Here is a 22,382-nt window from a genome sequence, read left to right on the forward strand (position 1 = left end):
CGCCCTACCGGGCGCCCTCGGGCCACAGGATCACCCGCAAGGTCTGGAGAATGATGAGCAGATCGAGAAACGGCGAATAGTTCTTCGCATAATAGAGATCATATTCGAGCTTGTGCCGCGCATCCTCGATCGACGCGCCATAGGGATAATTGATCTGGGCCCAGCCGGTAATTCCCGGCTTCACCATATGCCGCTCCGCATAATAACGAAGCTGCTGCTCGAGATCGGACACGAATTGCTGCCTCTCGGGCCGCGGGCCCACGAAGCTCATGTCGCCCTTGAGCACGTTCCAGGCCTGGGGCAGTTCGTCGATGCGCAACTTGCGCAGCAGCCGGCCGATGCGCGTGATGCGCGGATCGTCCTTCTCCGCCCAGACCGCCTGCCCGGCAGACTCAGCATTCTGCCGCATGGTGCGCAGCTTCACGATGTAGAATTCCTGGCCATAGAGGCCGACCCGCAGCTGCTTGTAGAAAGCCGGCCCGCGGCTGTCGATCATCACCGCCAGAGCGCCCAGCGCGATAAGCGGCGCGGTGAGCGCGAGCAGCACCGCGCTTGCCACCACGTCGAACAGGCGCTTGGCGATGGCGGAAATCCGCTGGCCCGAGGAAAAGCCATCCGAGAAGATCAGCCAGCTCGGATTCACCGTATCGAGATCGATCCGGCCCGTTTCCCGCTCCAGAAAGGTCGAGAGATCGTTGACGTGCACGCCTGTCGTCTTGATGCGCAGCAGGTCGCTCATCGGAACCGAGTTGCGGCGCTCCTCCAACGCGAGGATCACTTCGCTCGCCGCGAGCCGCACGACGAAATCCGACATGTTGTAGATGGCGTTGCGATTGATCGCTTCGGGAATGACCTGCTCGCCGTCATTCATCGCGATATAGCCCACGACGATGAAGCCGGAGCCGGGGCGCTTTTCCAGTTGGCGGATACGGTCAGCACGCTTGCCCGCGCCAAGCACGACCAGCCGCCGCTTGAAAGCTTCGCTGCCGAGTATCGACCCCAGCAGGATGCGCAGGACGAGCAGGAACAGGAAAGCCAGGATCATCGCGTAAAGCGAATTGGAGCGCCACAGCGTGTAGTCCGGCATCATGAAGTGCATGACGGAAAGGAAGATCACGCCGAGCGAAATGGCGACCAGCAGCCGCGCCGTTGCAAAGCGCAGCGAGGTCAGCGCTTCCGGTCCGTAGACCCCGACGGCGATCATCGCGGTCTGCAGCGCGATGGCGAAACTCAGCAGCGGCCCGAAGCGGGTCATGACCGGCTCGATGTCCATGGCGATCTGGTGCGCGCGCAGCACCCAGCCGGTCTCCGCAGCCGCGACCAGCAGCACAAAGTCCAGCATGCCGAGCATCAGCACCGCATGCGGTATGTAGTGCTTGAACAACCTTATCATGCCGACACGTCATTCCCCGGGCGGTCGGGCCACTGCCCGCCGCGATACATGAGAGCGTCGAAACCCACGACACCGATTGAAGGCCTTAGACTGCAAATCGCAAAGATATGTTGAATGCGGGGGAGACCATGCATTGCCCCTGCCCTCGCGGCGCCGATTTACCGAATGCTAAGGACGCGCCTGTAGCGTCCGCGCGGAGCGAGCGGAGATCAGGCGCCAAGACATGTCCATGCGACTCTTCCAGATCGTCGCCGTCGCAATCCTTGTCGGCTCACCCGTCGTCGTGCATCTGGCGAGCGAGGCCGTTCCGGGCAACCGGGATGATGGCACCGGCCAGGCGGAAGGCCCTCAGGAGCCGGAGCAGCCTGTCCTCGCGTCCGCTCCGCGCCAGGCCTCCCCAGTCTCGATGCCGCCTGCCCCTCCGCCACGGGAAAGCGCGGCTCCTGCCCCGCTATTCGATGCGACACCGTCGCTCGACGCGCAGGGTATCGCGCCCGTCGCGGCCGTTGATCCTGCGCGCACCTCCACCTCATCTCCGACAACAGCCGCCGCAAGTGTCGCTGGACCATCGGCCATGCAGGAAGCACCGGCCGACGACGCTCCGCCTTTCACGCCGCCAGCCGTCCCCAGAACCGCGCGATACTGAGCGCTCGGCGCCTCAGGCCTTCCCGAGCAGGTCCAGCGCGGCCACGGTCAGCGCCTTGCTGGCGGTGCCGATCACGGCTTCCGGATCGGGTGCCCAGAGCGGACTGTGCAAGCCGGGCAGGCTGATCTCGCCCTTCTCCGCCTGCGCGACCTTCGCCGGATCCACGCCGCCCACCCAGAAGATGAAGCTCTCGATCGACTTGTCGGCGCGATGATATTGGCTGAAGTCCTCGCCAGCCATCACCGGCGGCACGGGCACCACCCGCTCGGCACCAAAATGTCCGCTCAGCAATTGGGAAAGGCGCGCCGTGATATCGGGCGTATTGAAGGTCGAAGGCGTATAGTTCTGTTCGACATGGACGATCGGCATGCGATCGTCAGGCACGCCGGCAGCCATCGCTTCGGCGCGGGCAATCCGCTCGATGCCCTTGAGGAGCGCGGCCCGCGTCTCGTCCGCGTAGCTGCGCACGGTGATGAGCAGCTTCGCCTCGTCCGGAATGATATTGTGCTTCGCGCCGGCAATGAAGCTGCCCACGGTCACCACCGCCGGCTCCTGCGGATCACGTTCGCGACTCACCAGCGTCTGCAGGCTGGTGACGATGCGGCTCGCGATGACGATCGGGTCCTTGGTCAGGTGAGGATAGGCCCCGTGGCCGCCAGCGCCACGGACAGTGATGTCCACGCTGTCCACATTCGCCAGCACCCAGTCCTTCGCGTAGCCGATGGTGCCGGCAGGAAGTTCCGCCGAATCGTGGAAGGCGATCACATAATCCGGCTTGGGAAAGCGGGTGAACAGCCCGTCCTCCAGCATCGCCCTGGCCCCAAGACCGATTTCCTCGGCAGGCTGCAGGATCATGACCAGCGTTCCGGACCAGCGGTCCTTCATGCCGGCAAGCGCCTGCGCGGCCCCCATCCAGGCGGACATGTGCGTATCGTGCCCGCAGGCATGCATCACAGGGCTCTCGATGCCGTCGCGCGTGGTCGCCACCACTTTCGAGGCATATGGCAGGCCGGTCTTCTCAGCGAGCGGCAGCGCATCCATGTCCGCACGGATCAGGAGCGTCGGGCCTTCGCCATTCTTCATCACCGCGACGACGCCGGTCTGGCCCACTTTCTCGGTCACGGTGAAGCCAAGCGCCTTCACGCGCGCCGCCAGCTTGGCTGCCGTCCGCACTTCCTGGAAGCTGAGTTCGGGATTGGCATGCAGGTCGCGATACAGCGCCAGCAGGTCCGGCATGGCCGCCTCGATCCTGGCATCGACCGGCGTCTCTGCGGCGAAAGCGATCTGCGGTGTCTGCAAGGCGATGGCTCCCCCGATGAGGCAGGCAAACAAGGCTGCCCTGAACTGTTTCATATGCGGATTCTCCCTGATGGGGCGAGCATAAGGCCTTTTCACGTCAGCGAAAGAGGCAGGCGCGCCTTCAGCGCCCCGGCGCTCTCAAGCGGCAGGGGCAAGGCGCCCCCCCGATCATCATTCCGCTGCTTGCGCGGAATCCGTCTCGGCTTTCTCCTGCTCGTCCGGCTGCTGCCCTTCCTCTCCGGCAAGCGGCCCCGGCAACCGGGCCAGGGCATCGACCTGATCGATGGCCTCGATCTCGCGTGAGCCGGTCTCGACGCTCAGCTCCTTGAAGCGTCGGCCCGTTACCAGCACGCGATTCTCGAAGCTGGAGACGAACTTGTTGTAATGGCCGACCGATCCGTTGAGGCTCCGCCCCAGCGATGCGAGGTGCCCGGCAGCGACCGAAAGACGCTCATACATTTCCTTGCCGAGAGCGCCGACCTGCTGCGCTTGCTCGGCTAGCTTTTCCTGCCGCCATACGCTGGCGACCGTGCGCGTGATGGCAATGAGATTGGTCGGCGTGGCGAGCAGCACACGCCGCTCGAAGGCCCATTCCCAGAGGCCGGCATCCTGCTCCAGCGCGGCGGAGAGGAAATGCTCGCCGGGAATGAACATCACCACATAATCGGCGGCCTTGCCGAAGCGCGTCCAATAGTCCTTGGCGCCGAGCTGCTGGGCGTGCAGCCGGAGCGATCCGGCATGCGCGCGCAAATGCGCCAGCCGCGTCGTATCGTCGGGCGCGTCGCTCGCATCCTGATAGGCATTGAGCGAGCATTTCGCATCGATGATGAGTTCCCGCCCGCCCGGCAGCCGCACGATCACGTCGGGCCGCAGCCGCCCGTCCTCGGTATCGACCGAGACTTCGCGCAGATAATCGACATGCTCGGAAAGGCCTGCCTGCTCCAGCAGATTGTAGAGCGACTGCTCGCCCCAGCGCCCCCGCGCCTTGGGACTGGAGCGCAGCGCATTCACCAGCCGTGCGGTTTCATCGCGCACCTGCCCCTGTCCCGCGCGCACCAGCTCCACCGCCTCGCGCAGCGCGGCGTAACTGTCCACCCGCTCCTTCTCGACCCGGCCGAGCCCTTCCTCATAGCGCTTGAGCGTGGTGTCGATGGGCTGGAGCAGCGCCTTGAGGCTCGCTTCGCTCTTCTCATGCGCCTGATGGAAGCGCTGGTCCGCCCGCTCGATGAGCGCGCGCTGCGCTTCGTTCAGCAGCTTGCCCGCCGTCTCGCTGAACTGTGCGGAAAGCTGCTCGCGCGCTTCCTGCAGCGCCTTGATCTGCGCCGCGAATGCCTCGGTCCGCGCGGCATGATCGGCGCGCATGGCAGCCAGCTCGCGCCGGGCCGCATCGAGTGCTTCGTCCGTCTGCTCGAGCCGCGCGCGCAACGCCTCCGCCTGCGTCGCCCTTTCCGTCGCGACGGCAAGATCGCGCAGCGCGGCATTGCGCATGTCCTCAGCCGTCGAGAGGCGCCCGGCCAGCGCGGCGCGCTCCGCCTCCGTGCCCGCCGCCAGACGGCTCCGCAGCAGCCATCCCACGGCAAGGCCGATCAGCATGGCGGCAAGGCCGGCGACAAGAGCGAATGGAGACACGGATCACCTGCTTCGGGAGGAACGAAAAGGGAACCTACCTTGTCGGTCACAGCGAAGCAAGCGCCACGGGCCCGCTTCGCCTGATGGATCAGCGCTTGCTCAAATGTTCTTGATATGTTCTATTGCAGCCATGTCCGCGATCAAGGGCCGTGGCGCCCCGTCCAACGCCGGTTCATCCCGCTTTGCCCTGCCCATCCGGCAGGATGACGGCGACTGGCTTGATCGCCTGTGCAACGATGCAGAGGATGCCCCGCCGCCCCTGCGCACGACGGTGACGGAAGAGCAGGCCCGCACGATCATCACCCGCAACACTTCCCCCGATATCGGATTCGACCAGTCGATCAACGCCTATCGGGGTTGCGAGCATGGATGCATCTATTGCTTCGCGCGGCCGAGCCATGCCCGGCTCGATCTTTCGCCCGGCCTCGATTTCGAGAGCCGGCTGTTCGTGAAGCCGGACGCGGCCGCCCTGTTGCGCAAGGAACTGGGCCGTCGCGGCTATGAAGTGCGTCCCATCGCCATGGGCACGAATACGGACCCCTATCAGCCGATCGAGGGGCATTATCGCGTGACGCGCGCCTGCATCGAGGTGCTGGCGCAATGCCGCCACCCGCTGATGATCACCACCAAGTCGGACCGCGTGACGCGCGACCTGGATCTGCTCGCGCCCATGGCGGCGGATGGTCTCGTCGCGGTGGCTCTTTCGCTGACCAGTCTCGATGCGGCGCTGTCCCGAAAGCTGGAGCCCCGCGCGCCGCATCCGCGCAAGCGCCTCGCCGCGATCCGCGCCTTGAGCGAGGCTGGCGTGCCGGTGAATGCCTGCGTTTCCCCGATCATTCCGGCCATCAACGATGCGGAGATCGAGGCGCTGGTGGAAGCGGCCGTGACAGCGGGCGCGCGCTCGGTCTCCAATATCCCGGTGCGTCTTCCCTTCGAGGTGGCGCCGCTGTTCCGCGACTGGCTGGACGTCCATTTTCCGGACCGGGCCGGGAAAGTGATGCACCTGATCCAGTCGATCCGGGGCGGGCGCGACAATGATCCGGACTTCGGCAGCCGGATGCGGGGGTCGGGCCCTTATGCCGATCTCATCCGCATGCGGTTCGACAAGGCGCGGCGGCGCCATGGGCTCGCGGACGGACGCATCACGCTGCGACGCGACCTGTTCATTCCGCCGGGCGACCAGTTGCGGCTCTTCTGAGCGAATAGAAGCTCCCGCCGCCCATCCAGCACCGCAGGCGAGCTCAAGCCACCACGCGCAATTGCGGGCCGATCGGCGTCATGACGACCGCGCGCACGCCTGCGATCGCTTCGATGCGCTCGGCAAGTTCGCCATCGAGCTGGAAATCCTCGCCCACGCAGACGATCGCGTCGCCGCCTTCCGGCAGGGGCGTCGTGATCTCGACGCGCGAGCGCCCGCCACGCCGGCCGGAGAGCATGCCGGCCAGCGGCGCGATGGCTTCCACGGCGTCCACGCTCACCGTCATGCGCAGCTTGGCCACGCTGGCCACGCGCGCGAAGGGCGTGACATTGCGCACCGTGACGCGCGGGGTTTCCTCACCGGGCTGGCGGTCCAGCTCGACACCGAGCAGCGCGCATTCATTCTCCTCATGCAGCCGCGCGAGCAGCTTGCACCCCTCCTCGTCGAAACAGCTCGCCTGGAACTGGCCGCTGCTGTCAGAGAAGGTGGCAGCCACGTAGCGCCCGCCCCGGCGCGTGTCGCGCCAGCGGATTTCCTCCACGAGAGCCGCCATCGCGGCCTGGTTGCGCTCGCCCGACCCCAGGCCGGATGATTGCCCGCACAGCTCGGCATAAGTGCGCACGCCGCGCTCCTTGCTGATCTGGCGATAACGGTCCACGGGATGGGCGGAGAAGTAAAAACCGAACGCTTCCTTCTCCTGCGCCATCCGCTCGCTCTGCGACCAGACGGCATCGGTCGGCAGCGGCACATCGGCATGCGCGGCATCGTCCCCGCCGAACAGGCCCCCTTGCCCGCTCTCGCGCTGTTCGGCCGCCTTGGCAGCCACGGAGAGGATGGTCTCGGCGGCGGCATGGACGACCGCGCGGTCCAGACCAAGCGAATCGAAAGCGCCCGCAGCCGCGAGGCTTTCGAGCTGGCGCCGGTTGAGCAGGCGCGGCTCGATCCGTCCCGCCAGGTCATCGAGATCGCGGAAGCGCCCGCCTTGTTCGCGTGCTTCGACCAGCGTTTCCATGGCCTTCTCGCCCACGCCCTTCAGGCCACCCAGCGCATAGCGCACCGCCATCTGGCCGGACCCGGCGGGATCAGGCTCCACGGTGAAGTCCGCGTCGCTCAGGTTGATGTCCGGCGCCAGGCAGGGGACGCCCATGCGGCGCATGTCGTCCACGAACACGCAGAGCTTGTCGGTCTGGTGGATGTCGAAGGCCATGGAGCCGGCATAGAATTCGGCCGGGTGATGCGCCTTGAGCCAGGCCGTCTGATAGGCGAGCAGCGCATAAGCCGCGGCGTGGCTCTTGTTGAAGCCGTAGCCTGCGAACTTGTCGATCAAGTCGAACAGCTCGTTGGCCTTCTTCTTGTCGATATTGTTGGTCTTGCACCCTTCGACGAAGGTGACGCGCTGCGCGTCCATCTCCGCCTTGATCTTCTTGCCCATCGCGCGCCGCAGCAGATCGGCGCCGCCGAGCGAATAGCCGGCGAGGATCTGCGCCGCCTGCATCACCTGCTCCTGATAGACGAAGATCCCGTAGGTCTCGTTCAGGATCGGCTCCAGCAGCGGATGCGGATATTCGATGTCCTCCTGCCCGTTCTTGCGTCGGCCGAAGAGCGGGATGTTGTCCATCGGGCCCGGCCGGTAGAGCGAGACGAGCGCGACGATATCGCCGAAGTTCGTGGGACGGACGGCCGCGAGCGTCTTGCGCATGCCTTCCGATTCCAGCTGGAACACGCCCACCGTGTCGCCGCGCTTGAGCAGGTCGTAGACTTTCTGGTCGTCCCAGCTCAGCGCGTTGAGATCGACATGGATGTCCCGCTTCGCCAGCAGCTGCACCGCACGCTGGAGCACGGACAGCGTCTTGAGGCCGAGAAAGTCGAACTTCACAAGCCCCGCCGTCTCGACATATTTCATGTCGAACTGCGTGACCGGCATGTCGGACTTGGGATCGCGATAGAGCGGAACGAGCTGGGAAAGCGGCCGGTCGCCGATCACCACGCCGGCGGCATGGGTGGAGCTGTTGCGCGGCAAGCCCTCCAGCATCCGTGCCTGATCGACGAGCCGCTTGATCTGGCCGTCCGCCTTGTACTCCGCGACGAACTCTGCCGAGCCGTTCATCGTGCGCTCGAGCGTCCAGGGATCGGTCGGGTGGTTGGGCACCAGCTTGGCCAGGCGGTCCACCTGATTATAGCCCATCTGCAGCACGCGGCCGGTATCCTTGAGCGCCGCGCGGGCCTTCAGCGTACCGAAGGTGATGATCTGCGCGACATGATCGGCACCATATTTCTGCTGGACGTAGCGGATCACCTCGCCACGCCGCGTTTCGCAGAAGTCGATGTCGAAGTCCGGCATCGAGACGCGCTCGGGATTGAGGAAGCGCTCGAACAGCAGGCCGAGTTGCAGCGGATCGAGATCGGTGATGGTGAGTGCCCAGGCCACCACGGAACCCGCGCCCGATCCACGCCCCGGCCCCACCGGAATGTCCTGCGCCTTGGCCCATTTGATGAAATCGGCAACGATGAGGAAGTAGCCGGGGAAGCCCATCTGGATGATGACGCCCAGCTCGAATTCGAGTCGCTCGAAATAGGGCCGGCGCGCGGCCTCGTCCGTGATGTCCAGCGCTGCGAGCCGCGCTTCCAGCCCTGCCATGGCGTCCTGCCGCAGCTGCGCTTCCTCGCCGGCGCGGTCTCCCGCCAGGCTGGGAAGGATGGGCTTGCGCTTTGGCGCCATGACCGCGCAGCGTTGCGCCACGACCAGCGTATTGGCGATCGCTTCCGGCAGGTCATCGAACAGCGCGACCATCTGGTCCGCTGGCTTCATCCAGCTTTCCGGTGAGCTTTTGGGACGCTCGTCGCTCTCGACATAGCTGCTGCTGGCGATGCACAGCAGCACGTCGTGCGCGCCATGGAAGCCGGCATCGGCATAGCAGGCGGGATTGGTGGCGACGATCGGCAGGCCCCGCGCATAAGCGAGGTCGAGCAGTGCGGGCTCCGCCTTTTCCATCACCGGGTCGCCGGTGCGCGAAAGCTCGATGTAGAGCCGGTCGCCGAACAGCGCCTCCAGTCGGTCGAGCCAGGCCCGGGCCGCGTCGGGCTGGTCCTCCGCGATCAGCCGCGCCAGCGCGCCTTCGCCCGAGGCGGTCAGACAGATCAGCCCTTCATGATGCCGTGCCAGAGCCTCGAAATCGACATGCGCATCCGCCTCGATCGGCCGGTCGACATGCGCCTGGCTCACCAGCGCGCAGAGATTGGCATAGCCCGTTTCGTCCTGCGCCAACAGGACCAGCCAGTCGAGCACCAGCGGGGCACCATCCGGACGGCCCGGCCGCGCGATGGACAATGTGGCGCCGATGATGGGCTGGACACCGGCCTTGGCGGCCGCGTCGGAGAAGGACATGGCGGCATAGAGCCCATTGCGGTCCGTCAGCGCAACGGCCGGAAAGCCCTGCTCCTTCGCCCGCGCCGCGAGTTGCTTTGGCGCGATCGCCCCTTCAAGCAGCGTATAGGCCGATAGATTGCGAAGCGGGGCATAAGGCGCATGGGGCATGGCAGGCCCTTTATGTGGCGCGCGGACCGGCGCTGACAACCCATGGCTTGCCCGCGAGACGACTTGTCCACAGGCTTTTACCCATCCGCGCGCGCAAACTTGCCACTTGCGGCGATTCATGGTCCAAATGAGCGCTGATCATATCCGTTTTGGGGGAGACGATGTCATGACAGTGGAAACGCCCGCAGGGCCCGGCGGGGACATCGCCGCCCGCGCCAAGGCAATCATTCTCAAGCCCAGGGATGAATGGCCGGTCATCGCGCGCGAAACGACGCCCAGCGGCGAGGTCTTCACGCGTTATGCCGTGCCACTGGCCGCCATCGGCCCCGTGGCGAGCTTTCTGGGCGGGCAGATTTTCGGCTACGGCGCGTTCGGCATCAGCTTCCGCCCTTCCATCATGGGGAGCCTGTCGATTGCCGTTGGCGGCTACATATTGTCGCTGGTCGGAATCTTCGTGCTGAGCTTCATCGCCAACAAGCTGGCAGCCAGTTTCGGCGGCGAAAGCAGTTCCCGCAATGCCTTCAAGCTCGTGGTCTATTCCATGACGGCAAGCTGGCTCGCCGGTATCTTCAGCCTCGTCCCTTCGCTTTCCCTGCTCGGCATCGTCGGTCTCTATTCCTTCTACCTCTTCTATGTCGGTGCCGCGCCGATGATGAAGGTGCCGGGCGAGAAAGCGCTCACCTACACCATCGTCACCGTCATCTGCGCGATCCTGCTCTATTTCGTGACCGCCGCGATCGTCGGGGCGATCGGAGGCATGTTCGGCGCGTCCTCCTGGGATTCGCCGTCGGTCTCGGAGGGCGGCGGCAGCATTTCCATCCCCGGCGTCGGCACGTTCGATACGGACAAGATCGAGCAGGCGGGCCGGGACATGGAAAGCGCCATAGAGGGCAATGTGACGGCAGCGGCGCCCGCCGATCTCCAGTCCCTGCTGCCCGCCAGCATCGGTGCCTACCAGCGCGTCGCAGTCGAAAGCGCCCGCGCCGGTCCCGGCAGCACGGCTGAAGGCACATATGAGGCGGGCGACAGGCGGTTCACGCTCAAGATCGCGGACATCACCATCGCGGGCGCATGGGCAGGCATGGCCACCGCCTTCGGGGTGGAAGCCAACCGGGAAGATGCCGATGGCTATGAGCGCACCAGCACGGTCGACGGCAATCTGGTGATCGAGAAATGGGATCGCTCCGCTGGCGACGGCAAGTTCGCCACGATCGTGGGCAAGCGCTTCATCATCGAGGCGGAAGGCGATGCCGCCAGCATCGATGAGCTGAAGGCCGCCGTCGCCAGCATCGATCAGGGCAAGCTCGCCACGCTCGGCAAGAGCTGAACCCGCGATGCCACATGAGGCGGAACGCCTGCGCTTCACGTTCGAAGCGGAGGTGATTTCCTGGCGCGGCCCGGCGCCTTATGTCTTCATCGCAGTGCCCCTGCATGACGCGCAGGCGCTTCGCGAAGCCGGTCGCGCGGTCAGCTATGGCTGGGGCATGATCCCCGCCAAAGTGACGATCGCGGATGTGACGTTCGAGACATCGCTCTTCCCGAGGGACGGCAGCTATTATCTGCCGCTCAGGGACAAAGTGCGCGCGCAGCTCGACATCTCGGTCGGCGACCGCGTGTCGGTCACGCTTGAGGTCCCGGCTGCATCGCCCCGGGCGGGTTAGATCGGGATCAGGCCTGCTCTCAAAAATCAAACGCCGGCAATGATCTAGCCCAAGGCCAGCGAGGGATCACCAGGCGAGTTCACTGCCGTCATAGTTCCAGAATCGCCCGGTCCTGGCGACATCGAGCGCGTCCAGCACGGCCCGCAGGCCCCCGGCGCTGGTCGCCACGTCGATATCCGCTCCCGCGCCGCCCATGTCGGTGCGCACCCAGCCCGGATGCAGGCAGGCCACCGCGATGCCTTCCGCCGAGAGATCGGCCGCAAGGCACTGAAAGACCTTGTTCACGGCCGTCTTCGAAGCGCGATAGGCGACATGGCCGGACTGCGGGGAGGCCATCGACCCCATCAGGCTGGAGACGACCGCGATCTTCCCGGCAGGCGCCTTGCGCAGATTGGGCAGCAGCGCCTGCGTCACGCGCAGCGGGCCAAGCACATTGACGTCAAGAACCTGCGCGAAGCCGTCGAAATCCATATCGGTCGCGCTTTGCCGGGCCGGGCCGGAAATCCCGGCATTATTGATGAGCAGATCGATCGCCCGCCCCTCCAATGCCGCCGCGAAGGTCGCGATCCCGGCCGGGTCACTCACATCGAGCGCGAGCGTCTCGCCGATGGGTTCTTCCGCCTTGTCGGTCCCCCGCATGGCGCGGATCACGATATTCCCGGCCGCCGCATATTGGCGGGCGAGTTCCAGGCCGATGCCGCGATTGGCGCCGGTGATGACGATAGTGGCCATGCTCTCTCTCCTTGCGCTCGAACACATTCATGGTCGCCCGCTCCGGGGCACAGTCATACACCAGACGGGTGGGCGCTGTCGCCTCAGTCCAGTCGCCCGTCGTGCAGGCGCACGATCCGGTCCATCCGCGCGGCGAGCCTCTCATTATGCGTGGCGATCAACGCCGCCGACCCCTGTTCGCGCACAAGCCGGATGAACTCGTCGACGACCACATCGGCCGTGCGCTCATCCAGATTGCCGGTGGGCTCATCCGCCAGCACCAGCGCGGGCCGGTTGGCGAGGGCGCGCGCCACGGCCACGCGCTGCTGCTCCCCGCCGGAAAGCTGGCTTGGCTTGTGGTCGAGCCGCTGCGCAAGACCCAGATCAGTGAGCAGGCTTTCCGCCCGCGCCCGCGCCTCGTCCATCCCCCGGCCGAGAATGAGCTGGGGCAGGATGACATTCTCGATGGCGGTGAAATCCGGCAAGAGATGATGGAACTGGTAGACGAAGCCCAGCTTCTCACGCCGCAGGCGCGTGCGCCCTTCATTGCCTTCCTTCGCCACTTCCACGCCGCACAGGCGGATGGAGCCGCCATAGCCGCCCTCCAGCAGGCCGATCGCCTGCAGCATGGTCGACTTTCCGGAGCCGGAAGGACCCAGCAGCGCGATGATTTCCCCCGCATCAACCGTGAGGTCGACACCGCGCAGCACATCGATCCGGGCGCCGCCCTGGGTGAAGCTGCGCGAAAGCGCGGTGACGGAAAGGACTTCACTCATAGCGCAGCACCTGCACCGGATCGGTGTTGGCGGCCTTCAGCGCCGGATAAAGCGTAGCGAGGAAGGAGAAGCCGATGGACATGAGGCAGATGCCGATGATCTCCACCGGATCGGGCTTGGACGGCAGCGTGGTCAGGAAGCGGATCGAAGGATCCCAGAGCTGCTGGCCGGTGAGGAACTGCACGCCATCGAGGATTCCCTGCCGGAAATGCAGGATGATGAAGCCGAGCGCTGCGCCCGCCAGCGTGCCGGTGGCGCCGATCGCCAGCCCGACCGTCACGAAGATGCGCAGGAGCCCGCGCCATGTCGCGCCCATCGTACGCAGGATGGCGATGTCCCGCGTCTTCGCCCGCGCCAGCATGATGAGGGAGGACAGGATGTTGAACACCGCGACCAGAATGATCAGCGAAAGGATGACGAACGACACCACCCGGTCGACCTGCAGCGCCTCGAACAGGCTGGAGTTCATCTGTCGCCAGTCGATCACCAGCGCCTTGCCTTCCACCTGCTTTGCGAGCGGCGCGAGGATCTCTCCGACCCGGTCGGGATCCACGGTCTGGACTTCCACCATGCCGACCTGATCGCCCATCAGCAGCAGGAGCTGCGCATCCTCCATCGGCATGATGATGAACGCCTTGTCATAATCATAGACGCCGATCTCGAAGATCGCGCCCACCTCATAGGGAAGCTGGCGCGGCACGGTGCCGAATGGCGTCGAGCGGCCCGCCGGATTGATGATGCTGATGGTCTGGCCGACATTGACGCCGAGATTCTCGGCGAGGCGGGAACCGATCGCCACCTTGCCGCTGCCGGCACGAACCGAATCGAGCGAGCCGGCGACCAGCTTGCTGCCGAGCGCGCTGTTCTCGCGGATATCGCTCTCCGTCATGCCGCGGATCAGAGCCGCTTCCACCCGGCCATTGAAGATCGCCAGCAGCGGCTGCTCGATCAGCGGGGTGGCGCTGGTAACGCCTGGTGTCTTGCGCGCCTGCTCGGCAATCGCCTGCCAGTTGTCCAGCCGACCGCCATAGCCTTGCACCACCGCATGGCCGTTCAGCCCCACGATCTTGTCGAACAGCTCCGCGCGAAACCCGTTCATCACGCTCATCACGACGATGAGCGCCGCAACGCCCAGCATCACGGCGACCAGGCTGATCGACGCAACGACGAAGATGAAGCCTTCCCCCCTGCCCGGCAGCAGGTATCGCCGGGCGATCATTCGTTCATAACGGGCAAGGATCATAATGCTGCGGGCAGCTCTGAAACGAGGGAATGCTCACCTCTATGGCTCGCCGGCCCGGGTGGCAAGCGTACTGAGCGTTCATTCCGGATTGCACGCCGGCGCGCACGTTCCCGGCCATCCGTGCGGCCTCTCCGATAGTAGCCCGGGTCGCAAGGGCAGTTCCCGGAAGTCGAGCCGGCCGGTCCGGCTGATTCGCGGAGCCGTGGCGACGACGGGTACTCATGGCGATGGGCAGCGCGGGGGCTCGGGGACGGGCTATCCGTCCCGGTCCAACATGGCACTCCACGCTGGAAGTTTACAAAGATGACGACACGTCCCTGTCATCTTCCGGTTCCATGCACTTTGCGGCGGGACCGATGCGGCGAATGCCGGAGCCTGTCCCGGGCAAGCCGCTCAGTGCGCGGACGAGGGAACGCTTCAATGAAAAAGAGCCGTTCATGTGTCTGTCTCCGCCGATGGGAAGAGGTAGTCGGCAGGGCTGCCATGGCGCGGTGCGTGTAGGACAGCGGAAACGCGAAGTTGGCGCGGAGAGGAAGAGCTGGGCCCCGTCGCCTGCATGCCCAAAATGACCCCTCCTGGTGGCCCGATCCGAGATCAACGCATGGCCGCCGACCGCCCTCATGCTGAGATGTGGTGTCATCCAGATCGAGGACGCCCCTATCTGTTGCGGATTTGGCACAGATGCCGGTTCAATTTCCATGCGGCGCGACTTGCCCCGTGACAGGGCCGGACGGCTCGCTTAGCTTCCTTCTCGAAACACAGGCTCTTCATAGCAGGCCGTGGTTCAGGGATGTCGTTCTCCCGCCTACCCGCTTGAGGGGGCCGGCTAGGCGCGTTGAGACGACTACCAAAGGGGGAGACGATTATTCGTCCACGGGCGCCCGGATCGGCAACGATCTGGGCGCTTAGTCTTTCAGCGATATCGTTTTCTGTCCTCCCGCGATTGACCGGCCGCCGGTCCGCCCCTGCCCGGAACGCTTTTCGGCGGCCCCTTTCCATAGGTCAGGCGCAGCATTCCCGCCCCTTGAGCCGGTGTGTCGGAATCTGAAAACGGCCCTCTTGAAACCGCCTGGACCACGCATATCTCCCTCACGTCCGGTCGCCACTTCGGGATCGGACGGATGCCCCGGGCGCCCGCCGCGGGCCCGGCATCGCAGTTCAAACACGCTCCACAAGGAGGATTTGATGATGCGTGGATTTGATTTGACCCCCTATCGCCGAACCACTGTCGGCTTCGATCGCCTGTTCGATCTCATCGAGAACAACGCCCGGCTCCAGCAGGCCGATAATTACCCGCCCTACAATATCGAGCGGCTGGACGAGGACCGCTATCGCGTGACGCTCGCCGTCGCCGGCTTCAAGGCGGACGAGATCGACATCACCGCCCAGCAGAACCTGCTGCAGATCAGCGGCAGGAAGGCCGAGGTCGCCGAGAGCGATCACGCCAAGTTCCTGCATCTGGGCATTGCGAATCGCAGCTTCGAGCGCCGCTTCGAGCTGGCTGACTTCGTGCGCGTCGACCGCGCCGATCTGTCCGACGGGTTGCTTACCGTGGAACTGGTCCGGGAAATCCCGGACGCCATGAAGCCTCGCAAAATCGCCATCAACGGCAAGGGTGAGGTCATCGACCTCAAGAGCGACAAGGACGCCGCCTGAACCGTTTCACCGTCTCTCTAAACCAGTCAGAGAGAAATGAAGGGCGTCCGGGGCAACCCGGGCGCCCATTTCATTCCATGAGGGGAGCGCCATGCCCGGCTAGCCCCTCTTGATGCGGTAGTGATATCCGTAGAGGTCGCGCGTGAAGCCCAGCCCCCGATAAAGCGCCAGCGCCGGCACATTATCCGCCATCACCTGCAGGGCTGCCGCCCGCGCACCGTTCGCCCGCGCCCAACCGAACAATGACGAAAGACATTGTCGCGCAAATCCCTGCCGGCGCACCGCAGGATCGCTCACCACCGATTCCACGATCAGCAGATCGCCTTGCAGCGCGCCATAGGCCACCGCCTTGATGTCCCCCGCATGGCAGGCCATGGCGAACCCGCACGGCAGCAGGATCGCCGCGACAGTCTCCCGATAGGCGAGGCAGGCGGCATCATCATTGCCGCTCAGCCGATCTCGCGCCGAAAGCCAACGCGCGTCCGGACGTGGGATGAGCGCGGTCTCCGTGCCTTCGTTGGGCTGCGTGGGGAGATCGGCCATGTCGGCCCACAAGGTTCGTGTATGCGCATCCGCTGCATAGCCCCGTTCCGCCAGCAGGGCATCGATGGGCGGCGAGATGTCGGGCACCCGGAAGATCGGCGTGCGCCCCAGCGACTGGTAGAACGCTTCCACGGCCTCGATCAGCGGCTCGCTCGCGGCCGCGTCGCGATGGAGCGGATTGGCGGAATTCAGCCGCCTCGTGGGCCCGCCCGAGGCCCGCAGGAGCCAGCCATCGAGGATGATCTGGCGGGGCGATGGCCAGGCGTTGAGGCATGCCGCCTCCACGCGCCAGCACATCGCCTCAGAGGCCGGATCGTGAATCGCCATCTTCGCTTCCCGGGTCTGGTTCCGTCACTGGATAACAGCCTGCCCGCCAATCCCGGCGAGAACGGCCCTCCACGCGTCAGACCAGCCGGCTCTGCTTCAGCGCCGCAGCGATGAAGCTGGCGAAGAGCGGATGCGGATCGAAGGGCTTGGACTTGAGTTCGGGATGGAACTGCACGCCAATGAACCAGGAATGGTCCGGCCGCTCGACGATCTCTGGCAATTGCCCGTCGGGAGACATGCCGGAGAAAATGAGACCGCCTTTTTCCAGCGGCTCGCGATAACGGGCATTCACTTCATAGCGATGCCGGTGCCGCTCGCTGATCTCCTCAGCCTCGTAGATGCTGGCCACGACGCTATTGCCGGCCAGTTTGGCGGGATAGGCGCCCAGCCGCATCGTGCCGCCGAGATCGGTCTGCTCGGTGCGCTTCTGGAGGCCTTCCTTGCTCATCCACTCGGTGATGAGGCCCACGACCGGTTCGTCCGTCGGGCCGAATTCGGTGGTGGAAGCGCCCGCGATTCCGGCGGTATTCCGCGCGCTCTCGATACAGGCCATCTGCATGCCGAGGCAGATGCCGAAAAAGGGCACGTTACGCTCGCGGGCGAAACGCACGGACGCGATCTTCCCTTCCGATCCACGCACGCCGAAGCCGCCGGGCACGAGAATGCCGTGCATCGGCTCCAGTCTCGCGGCAATGTCGCTCTCTTCCTCCTCGAAGAGTTCGGCATCCAGCCACTGGATGCGAACCTTGACCCGATTCGCCAGTCCGCCATGGACCAGTGCCTCGTGCAGCGATTTGTACGCATCCGGCAGGCCGACATATTTGCCGACGACGCCGATCGTCACTTCGCCTTCAGGGTTCTGCTGGCGATCCATGATGTCGATCCAGCGCGCCATGTCGGGCGCGGGCGCGCCCTCGATGTCAAAGGCCCGCAGCACGGCGGCATCCAGCCCTTCGGCATGATATTGCGCCGGGACAGCATAGATGCTGCTCGCATCCAGCGCGGGAATCACGGCGTCGGTCGGCACGTTGCAGAACAGCGCGATCTTGGCCCGCTCGCTATCCGGCAGCGGATGCTCGGTCCGGCACAGCAGGATATGCGGCTGAATGCCGAGCGACGTCAGCTCGCGCACGCTGTGCTGCGTGGGCTTGGTCTTCAGCTCACCGGCCGCCGCGATATAGGGCACCAGAGTCACGTGCACGAAGATGGATTGCTTCGGTCCCAGCTCGTTGTGAAGCTGGCGGATCGCCTCCATGAACGGCAGGCTTTCGATATCGCCCACCGTGCCGCCGATCTCGCAGAGCACGAAGTCGACGTCGCCGGTCTCCGCAAGAGCGAAGGCCTTGATCTCGTCCGTGACGTGCGGGATCACCTGCACCGTCGCGCCGAGATAGTCGCCGCGACGCTCCTTCTGGATGATCGTCTGGTAGATCCGGCCCTGCGTCACATTGTCGGCCTGCCGGCTCACGACGCCTGTGAAGCGCTCATAATGGCCGAGATCCAGATCGGTCTCCGCGCCATCGTCGGTCACATAGACTTCGCCATGCTGATAGGGCGACATCGTGCCCGGATCGACATTGAGATAGGGGTCAAACTTGCGCGTGCGGACCTTGAATCCGCGCGCCTGGAGCAGTGCCGCAAGCGAGGCAGCCATAAGGCCTTTGCCAAGCGAGGAGACCACGCCGCCGGTGATGAATATGAACCGCGCCATGGGAGATGAGGCTTATGCTGAACCCGAGCAGGAGGGCAAGCGGACGAATCCGCCTGCGGTGAAAAAATTATGCGGAAATGCGTTACTGAGCGAGCGGGACCGCCGGCTCTTCCGCTCGATTGCCGGCCGCTGCCGCTGCGCCCGAAAGCGCATCATTGCCGGCAGGCGCGCCACCCGCCGCATCGCCTGCGGGAGCCGTCTGGCCCACGAGCGACGTATCCAGCGTGGCAGCCCGGTGCTGCGTCGCCGCGATCACGGCAAGCACGATGCTGAGGCCAACGAACAGCCCCGCGAGAACGGTCGTCGCACGCGTCAGAAAGTCTGCGGCGCCCCGCGCGGACATGAGACCGGACGGGCTTCCACCCATGCCCAGCCCGCCGCCTTCCGAACGCTGCATCAGGATGACCGTGACCAGCGCGAAAGCGATGATGGCCTGAACGACGAGGAGGAAGGTGAAAAGCATGAGTGGCGGAAACTTCCGTATGATCGCGTGTTGCGCCGCCCTTAGCGCCGAACGGCGACGGCATCAACCTCGCCCGTGTCGAACGCGACCCCGAATACCCCGCGCGCAATCCCGACCGCCGCGCGAGACCGGGCAGAGCGCAGGCGTCGCAAACTGTGCCGTCATGAGACAATCATGCCCCCGCTGCGTCATTCTGGCGCAGGGATGCGGCAACCGGCACTTCAATTGTGGTGCCGCTGGTGACACTCTGTCCTCAAAGTCTCGTCAACCATTCGAAGGACCGCCATGACGCATCGCTTCGTCGCTCTCCGGCCTGCCCTCGCCGCGCTCGGTTGCGCCGCGCTTCTCGGCGGGTGCGCCACGAAAACCTATGTCAATGAGCAGATCGGCGCGCTGGAGGCCCGGCAGAACGCCCGAATCGATGCCGTTGACCGCACCGCGCAGGAAGCGCTCGAACGCGCCAAGGCTGCCCGTCAGCTCGCGGAAGGCAAGTTCGTCTATTCCGTGGTGCTGAGCGACGACAAAGTGCATTTCCCGACGGGGAGCGCCGCCCTGTCCCGCGAGGCCGAGAAAGGCCTGGCCGAACTCGCGCAGAAGCTGATCGCCGAGAACCGCAACGTCTTCCTGGAAATCCAGGGCTATACGGACAATGTCGGCAGCGCGGCCAGCAACCTGCGGCTGGCGCAGGCCCGCGCCGACGCCGCGATGCTTTTCCTCCACAAGCAAGGCATCCGCGCCAACCGCATGTCCACCATCGCTTATGGCGAGGCTCAGCCCGTTGCTCCGAACACCACGCCGGAAGGTCGCGCGAAGAATCGCCGCATCGTCGTGATCGTGCTGGACTGAAAGGACGGCTGGCGGGGGAGCGGGCCGGTACCGCTCTCAGCCATGGAAATAATCATAGACCGTCTGCGCGACGGCGGATGACACGCCGGGCGCGCGCTGCAGATCATCGAGGCTCGCATTGCGCACCGCGCGCGCCGTGCCGAAATGCATGAGCAGCGCTTTCTTGCGAGCCGGGCCGATGCCGGGCACGTCATCCAGTGAACTCGCCGTGATCGCCTTGGCGCGTTTCTGCCGGTGCGCCCCGATGGCGAAGCGATGCGCCTCGTCGCGCAGCCGCTGGAGATAGAACAGCACCGGATGATTCACCGGCAGCGTGAATTCGCCTCCGTCAGGCAGGTGAAACACCTCGCGCCCTTCCCGCCCGTGATGAGGCCCTTTCGCGACGCCCACCATGGGAACGTCCTCCACGCCCATCTCCTCGAGGACCGCGCGCGCCGCGTTGAGCTGGCCCCGCCCGCCATCGATCAGCACGAGGTCCGGCCATTCGCCCGTCTCGCGCTCGGGATCCTCCTCCTGGGCGCGCGCGAAGCGGCGCTCGAACACCTCGCGCATCATCGCGAAATCGTCGCCCGGCACGGTTTCGGGGCGCCGGATGTTGAACTTGCGATAGGCATTCTTGCGGAAGCCCTCCGGCCCCGCGACGATCATCGCGCCGAGCGCGTTCGTGCCCTGGATATGGCTGTTGTCGTATACCTCGATGCGATCGGGCGGCCCCTCCAGCCCGAACAGATCGGTCAGCTCGGCCAGAACCTTGCCCTGCGCGCTGCTTTCAGCCTGCCGCCGTTCGAGAGCTTCCTCGGCATTGCGCTGCGCCTGCCTGATGAGCTTGACCCGCTCGCCGCGCTGCGGAACCTCGATGCGGACCTTGCGGCCGATCCGCTGGCTCAGCGCCTCGGCGAGCAGAAGCGTTTCCGACGGTTCGCGATCGCACAGCACGAGCGGCGCGGGCGGCACATCCTCGTAGAATTGCGCCATGAACTGCATCAGCACTTCATCCTCGCTCACCTCCGCAGTGTGGACGGGGAAGAAAGCGCGATGCCCCCAGTTCTGCCCGCCCCGGATGAAGAAGGCCTGGATGCAGATGCCGCCATTGCGACTGGCCAATGCGAAAAGATCCGCATCGCCGAGCCCCTCGGCATGGATGGCCTGGCTGCCCTGAATGAAGGTCAGGGCCTTGAGCCGGTCCCGGTAGACGGCCGCCATCTCGAAATCGAGCGCCTCGGCAGCGGCGTTCATCGCCTCGCCAAGCTTGGCCTGCACCCGGGTCGACTTGCCGCCCAGGAAATCCTGTGCATCCGAAACCAGCTCCGCATAAGCGGATTCGCTGATCCGGCCGACGCAGGGCGCGGAGCATCGGCGAATCTGATAGAGAAGGCACGGGCGCGAGCGATTGTTGAAGAAGCTGTCCGTGCAGCTGCGCAGGAGAAAGAGCTTCTGAAGCGCGTTCAATGTCTTGCGGACCTGCCCCGCCCCGGCGAACGGCCCGTAATAGCGCCCCTTGATCTTCCGCGCGCCGCGATGGAGCTGCACCCGGGGAAAATCATGATCCTCGCGCAACAGGATGAAAGGGAAGCTTTTGTCGTCGCGCAGGAGCACATTGTACGGGGGCCGGAAGCGCTTGATGAGCTGCGCTTCGAGCAGCAGCGCCTCGGCTTCGCTCTGCGTGGTGACGATCGTCATGGAGCGGGTCTGCGAGACCATCCGCTGGAGACGCTTCGAGAGGCGCTCGACCTGCGTATAATTGGCGACGCGATTGCGGAGCGCGCGAGCCTTGCCGACATAGAGCACGTCGCCCCGGGCATCCTGCATCCGATAGACGCCCGGCCGCGCGCCGAGCGTCTTCAGCGTCTCGCGGATCGCGGCAACGCCGGCTTCGACATCCGGCAGCTCACTGCCACGGACGGCATAAGTCGCCTTCTCCTCATTGAAGCGATTGGGGGATGACGGACGATCACTCATGATGGCGATTTAGGCGTGCGCCGCTGCGGGGGCAATGCGCCGGCGACGGGATTGCCTCACCGGGCGCCGCCAGGCACGAAAAAGCCGGGCAGGTCGCCCTGCCCGGCCTTTCATGACGATCATGCGCCGGATCAGTGCGCCAGCTTGCCGATCACCTCGTCCACAAGGCCCTTGTCGGCCTTGGCGTCATGGGCCTGCCGGATCAGCGTGGCAGCCGCGGCGGTCGCAGCGGTCGCGGCGCGGGCGCGCACATCGGCGATGGCCGCACGCTCGGCAGCGGCAATCTTGTCCTCGGCCATCTTCTGGCGACGGACGACGAGCGCTTCCGCCTCGGTCCTGGCGGCGCTGATCAGATCGGCCGCTTCCTGCTCGGCAGCGACGCGCATGGCATCCGCCTCCTGCGCGACCGTCGCGATCTTGCGCTCATACTCGGCCTTGAGCGCCTCGGCTTCCTTGCGGAGCCGGGCAGCCTCGTCGAGCTGGGCGCGGATCCCCGCGATCTTCTTGTCCAGCGCGCCACCGATCAGGGCGGGCACTTTCTTCCAGACCAGAATGGCCAGGAAGACCAGCATGGAAAGGCTGACCCAGCCGGTGGCATCCATCCAGAGCGCGGACGATTCAACGCCATGCGCGGCCGGACCACCGAAGGCTTCGGTGGCGGAATGGACTTCTCCGTCCATGCCCTGCATCCGATCGGCATGATCGAGATTATACTGGACGGCAACCGATCCGTTGTCGCTGGCGGCGGCCTCAGCCGCTGCCGCTGCGGGTGCTTCGTTCGCCATG

Annotated in this window: 18 protein-coding genes; 6 read left to right on the forward strand and 12 right to left on the reverse strand. The window is 65.4% G+C overall.

Going from position 1 to position 22,382, the window contains the following annotated elements; genetic code table 11:
* Positions 1 to 4: 4 nt before the first annotated feature.
* On the reverse strand, positions 5 to 1,393 hold the full coding sequence (locus SLG_RS11260) for a TIGR03013 family XrtA/PEP-CTERM system glycosyltransferase (RefSeq protein WP_041391953.1): 1,389 nt from the start codon (positions 1,391 to 1,393) through the stop codon (positions 5 to 7).
* A gap of 223 nt (positions 1,394 to 1,616) precedes the next feature.
* Here SLG_RS11260 and SLG_RS21360 point away from each other — a divergent pair, with 223 nt between their 5' ends.
* Complete coding sequence (locus tag SLG_RS21360; RefSeq protein WP_014076592.1) at positions 1,617 to 2,039, forward strand: hypothetical protein; 423 nt, start codon at positions 1,617 to 1,619, stop codon at positions 2,037 to 2,039.
* A 12-nt stretch (positions 2,040 to 2,051) separates the two neighbouring features.
* On the opposite strand, the gene SLG_RS11265 is transcribed toward SLG_RS21360, so the two are convergent.
* Together SLG_RS11265 and rmuC are read right to left on the reverse strand one after the other, a co-directional pair.
* The gene (locus tag SLG_RS11265; RefSeq protein WP_014076593.1) at positions 2,052 to 3,392 is read right to left on the reverse strand and encodes an amidohydrolase; all 1,341 of its coding nucleotides are present in this window, start codon (positions 3,390 to 3,392) and stop codon (positions 2,052 to 2,054) included.
* A gap of 117 nt (positions 3,393 to 3,509) precedes the next feature.
* Positions 3,510 to 4,967, reverse strand: coding sequence for a DNA recombination protein RmuC (gene rmuC, locus SLG_RS11270; protein WP_014076594.1), 1,458 nt, complete (start codon positions 4,965 to 4,967; stop codon positions 3,510 to 3,512).
* 130 nt (positions 4,968 to 5,097) lie between these two features.
* On the opposite strand from rmuC, the gene SLG_RS11275 reads away from it, so the two are divergent.
* Positions 5,098 to 6,165 carry a PA0069 family radical SAM protein gene (locus tag SLG_RS11275; protein WP_014076595.1) on the forward strand — a complete coding sequence of 356 codons (1,068 nt, stop codon included), beginning with the start codon at positions 5,098 to 5,100 and terminating at the stop codon, positions 6,163 to 6,165.
* Between the two features lie 43 nt (positions 6,166 to 6,208).
* On the opposite strand, the gene dnaE is transcribed toward SLG_RS11275, so the two are convergent.
* On the reverse strand, positions 6,209 to 9,700 hold the full coding sequence (gene dnaE / locus SLG_RS11280) for a DNA polymerase III subunit alpha (protein ID WP_014076596.1): 3,492 nt from the start codon (positions 9,698 to 9,700) through the stop codon (positions 6,209 to 6,211).
* A 166-nt stretch (positions 9,701 to 9,866) separates the two neighbouring features.
* On the opposite strand from dnaE, the gene SLG_RS11285 reads away from it, so the two are divergent.
* Both SLG_RS11285 and SLG_RS11290 read left to right on the forward strand, forming a co-directional pair.
* Positions 9,867 to 11,027 (forward strand): Yip1 family protein, encoded by a 1,161-nt coding sequence (locus SLG_RS11285; RefSeq protein WP_014076597.1) that lies wholly within the window; start codon positions 9,867 to 9,869, stop codon positions 11,025 to 11,027.
* 7 nt (positions 11,028 to 11,034) lie between these two features.
* The gene (locus tag SLG_RS11290) at positions 11,035 to 11,361 is read left to right on the forward strand and encodes a DUF1905 domain-containing protein (RefSeq protein WP_014076598.1); all 327 of its coding nucleotides are present in this window, start codon (positions 11,035 to 11,037) and stop codon (positions 11,359 to 11,361) included.
* A gap of 66 nt (positions 11,362 to 11,427) precedes the next feature.
* On the opposite strand, the gene SLG_RS11295 is transcribed toward SLG_RS11290, so the two are convergent.
* The 3 genes from SLG_RS11295 to SLG_RS11305 form a co-directional block, all read right to left on the reverse strand.
* On the reverse strand, positions 11,428 to 12,093 hold the full coding sequence (locus SLG_RS11295; protein ID WP_014076599.1) for an SDR family oxidoreductase: 666 nt from the start codon (positions 12,091 to 12,093) through the stop codon (positions 11,428 to 11,430).
* Positions 12,094 to 12,176: 83 nt separating this feature from the next.
* A complete protein-coding gene (locus tag SLG_RS11300) occupies positions 12,177 to 12,848 on the reverse strand; it encodes an ABC transporter ATP-binding protein (RefSeq protein WP_014076600.1) in 672 nt (223 codons plus the stop codon).
* A complete protein-coding gene (locus tag SLG_RS11305; protein ID WP_014076601.1) occupies positions 12,841 to 14,091 on the reverse strand; it encodes a lipoprotein-releasing ABC transporter permease subunit in 1,251 nt (416 codons plus the stop codon). Before SLG_RS11305 ends, SLG_RS11300 begins: the two co-directional genes overlap by 8 nt.
* A 1,188-nt stretch (positions 14,092 to 15,279) precedes the next feature.
* Between SLG_RS11305 and SLG_RS11310 the strand changes: the two genes are divergently transcribed.
* Positions 15,280 to 15,747: an Hsp20 family protein gene (locus tag SLG_RS11310; protein WP_041393165.1), complete on the forward strand. Its 468-nt coding sequence runs from the start codon at positions 15,280 to 15,282 to the stop codon at positions 15,745 to 15,747.
* Positions 15,748 to 15,846: 99 nt separating this feature from the next.
* Here SLG_RS11310 and SLG_RS11315 read toward each other — a convergent pair whose 3' ends face one another.
* The 3 genes from SLG_RS11315 to secG all read right to left on the reverse strand — a co-directional run bounded on the left by SLG_RS11315 (position 15,847) and on the right by secG (position 18,791).
* A complete protein-coding gene (locus SLG_RS11315; RefSeq protein WP_014076603.1) occupies positions 15,847 to 16,617 on the reverse strand; it encodes a GNAT family N-acetyltransferase in 771 nt (256 codons plus the stop codon).
* Between the two features lie 76 nt (positions 16,618 to 16,693).
* Complete coding sequence (locus SLG_RS11320) at positions 16,694 to 18,328, reverse strand: CTP synthase (protein ID WP_014076604.1); 1,635 nt, start codon at positions 18,326 to 18,328, stop codon at positions 16,694 to 16,696.
* A gap of 82 nt (positions 18,329 to 18,410) precedes the next feature.
* Positions 18,411 to 18,791: a preprotein translocase subunit SecG gene (gene secG / locus SLG_RS11325; protein WP_014076605.1), complete on the reverse strand. Its 381-nt coding sequence runs from the start codon at positions 18,789 to 18,791 to the stop codon at positions 18,411 to 18,413.
* Positions 18,792 to 19,076: 285 nt separating this feature from the next.
* On the opposite strand from secG, the gene SLG_RS11330 reads away from it, so the two are divergent.
* Positions 19,077 to 19,637, forward strand: coding sequence for an OmpA family protein (locus SLG_RS11330; protein ID WP_014076606.1), 561 nt, complete (start codon positions 19,077 to 19,079; stop codon positions 19,635 to 19,637).
* Positions 19,638 to 19,673: 36 nt separating this feature from the next.
* Here the strand turns inward: SLG_RS11330 and uvrC are convergent, their stop codons facing one another.
* The gene (gene uvrC / locus SLG_RS11335; protein ID WP_014076607.1) at positions 19,674 to 21,596 is read right to left on the reverse strand and encodes an excinuclease ABC subunit UvrC; all 1,923 of its coding nucleotides are present in this window, start codon (positions 21,594 to 21,596) and stop codon (positions 19,674 to 19,676) included.
* 131 nt (positions 21,597 to 21,727) lie between these two features.
* A complete protein-coding gene (locus tag SLG_RS11340; protein ID WP_014076608.1) occupies positions 21,728 to 22,381 on the reverse strand; it encodes a F0F1 ATP synthase subunit B family protein in 654 nt (217 codons plus the stop codon).
* Position 22,382 lies beyond the last annotated feature (1 nt).

Origin of the sequence: Sphingobium sp. SYK-6 (assembly GCF_000283515.1) — a bacterium.
GTDB lineage: Bacteria > Pseudomonadota > Alphaproteobacteria > Sphingomonadales > Sphingomonadaceae > Sphingobium > Sphingobium lignivorans.